This window comes from Bacillus pseudomycoides DSM 12442, from assembly GCF_000161455.1.
GTDB classification, from domain to species: domain Bacteria; phylum Bacillota; class Bacilli; order Bacillales; family Bacillaceae_G; genus Bacillus_A; species Bacillus_A pseudomycoides.
Window position 1 is genome coordinate 5,230,171 of sequence record NZ_CM000745.1, and the last position, 1,942, is coordinate 5,232,112.

The 1,942-nt window shown below is 33.1% G+C and carries 2 protein-coding genes and 1 pseudogene; all 3 read right to left on the reverse strand.

Annotated elements, in window-relative coordinates:
• Nucleotides 1-543: Rpn family recombination-promoting nuclease/putative transposase (locus BPMYX0001_RS26500; RefSeq protein ID WP_033799437.1), on the reverse strand; the 543-nt coding region annotated here is incomplete at its 3' end.
• Between the two features lie 69 nt (nt 544-612).
• Complete coding sequence (locus BPMYX0001_RS31660; protein ID WP_077295828.1) at nt 613-1,479, reverse strand: recombinase family protein; 867 nt, start codon at nt 1,477-1,479, stop codon at nt 613-615.
• Between the two features lie 362 nt (nt 1,480-1,841).
• Nucleotides 1,842-1,942 (reverse strand): annotated as a pseudogene (locus BPMYX0001_RS32475) (IS6 family transposase); the annotation flags it as partial.

The following is a 1,942-nucleotide window of genomic DNA, read 5'->3' on the forward strand; positions in this document are numbered from 1 at the left end:
ACGAACAAATGCATTTTCCCATGGATTTACTTTTTCTTCACGCCATTGTTTGACCAATTTTGGAATTTCAACAAAATGAATTTCAATATCATCACTTAGTATCTGTTGCTTTTGGGGATTCCATAATTGTCCTATGGTGTGAAATGAATCATCCTGGGAGAATAATATAAAATCTAATAAGTTAATGGTAATTGTTTTCCGAAGTGAACGATACGGCATCCCTTCTTGCATTTGGGATGTATAGAGTTTACTCCAGTAATATAAAGATCGCTTTACCATATCATGTGTATTGCGAAGCTGTATCTCTATATTCACTTGCGTTCCGTTGTCTAATGTTGCTAATAAATCTAAAATGGATAACTTATCATCTTCATAAGCCTTATGAAGATGTGGGTCTTCCAATTGTAGAGATGCAACGGGTGCCTCTAAAGATTCCTCTAAAATAGCATTCAAGAAACCAGTTAAGATCTCTTCGTTCCCTTTCGTTCCGAATAACTGTTTAAAAGCAAAATCAATTCGTAAATTTACTAATTTTGTGGACATGGGTTTCCTCTCCCTGTCTTTCTTTTCTTCTTCTTATTTTATAAGATAACTTGTTATATACGCAAATGCTTACCATTGTAGTTCCAATTCATCACAGTACACATCTAACTCAGTAAAACAGTTTTGTAAATCCGCTTCAAAATCAATTTCATGAATTATGCTATCTACCTTTTTTTCTAAATCTGAAATTGTGGTGTAAGGAACATAGAATATGTACTCCCCTAAGCGTTGTTCCATATTGTATTGTGATATGAGAAAGGATTCGATATTCTTTCTAACTTTCCCCTTCCCACGTACAAATTTATTATTATTTTCTACACGTAACAACATACGAATAGTTGCTGTTTTTTCTTCTGTTTCCTCATTCTTTTGTACTTGCTTGTGTTCTCGTATGTATCGGTACAGTGTTGCTTGGCTAATGCCAGTCATATCTATAATTTCTCGAATACTATATTGCTCTGACTTATATAAATTTAATGCCTTCTGAATATAGATATCTTTAATACGAGGACGACCACCAACCCTTCCTCTTGCTCTTGCACTTACAAGACCTTCTTGTGTTCGTTGAGCAATCAAGTCTCTTTCAAACTGGCTGAATGCCTGAAATACTGTTAACATCAATTTGCCTTGCGGTGTATTAGTATCAAATTGTTCTTTGATACTAATTAGCTTAACTCCTTTATTCTCAAAAAAATCAACAAGTTCAATTAAATCTTTGGTGCTTCTTCCTAATCTAGAAAAGCTTTCTACAACTAATGTATCACCAGGTCTAATTTTATCTTTTAATCGAGTAAGCTCTGGACGATCACTTTTCGTACCTGTTATTTTTTCAGTTAAAATTTCAGTGCAGTTATAATTTTGAAGCATGTCTAGCTGACGAATCAAATCTTGTTGTTGGGTACTTACTCGTGCATAACCATAAATGTATGAATTCATAAAATCACCTAACCTTTACATGATAATCTTATCATAAAGGGAGGTTAAAGTTAATTTGATTTTGACAATAGTTTTGATAACGTATTTAAGCAATTTATAAGGCTTAAATTTTGTTCATTTCACATTTATCTGATTTCCGAATTTACCAAAATCTTTAATTTATGAACATCTTAACTTCATAACCTTTACTCCAGTAATTACGAAATCTACACAGCTAACTTTATTATGTATACTCAGGACGCAAAAGAACACTTAAAATTAGTGCAAATTATCTCCTAAAGTGACACAGTATATAGAGGGTTCTGGTGCAAATACTTAGGAAAGATATAAAGAGGCGAAAAGTTTCCTAGTGGAATCTAGTCTTAAGCAGCAATTCCAAATAGTTGATGGATGAACTTCACTTGATTTTGGACAGACTTGTCCAGTAAAACAAGTTGCCCTTTTTTTACCATATGCATAGCTT

Bases quoted from the DNA above. Each gene is read 5' to 3' on its own strand.
- BPMYX0001_RS31660 (WP_077295828.1), bottom strand. From the start codon at position 1,479: ATGAATTCATACATTTATGGTTATGCACGAGTAAGTACCCAACAACAA.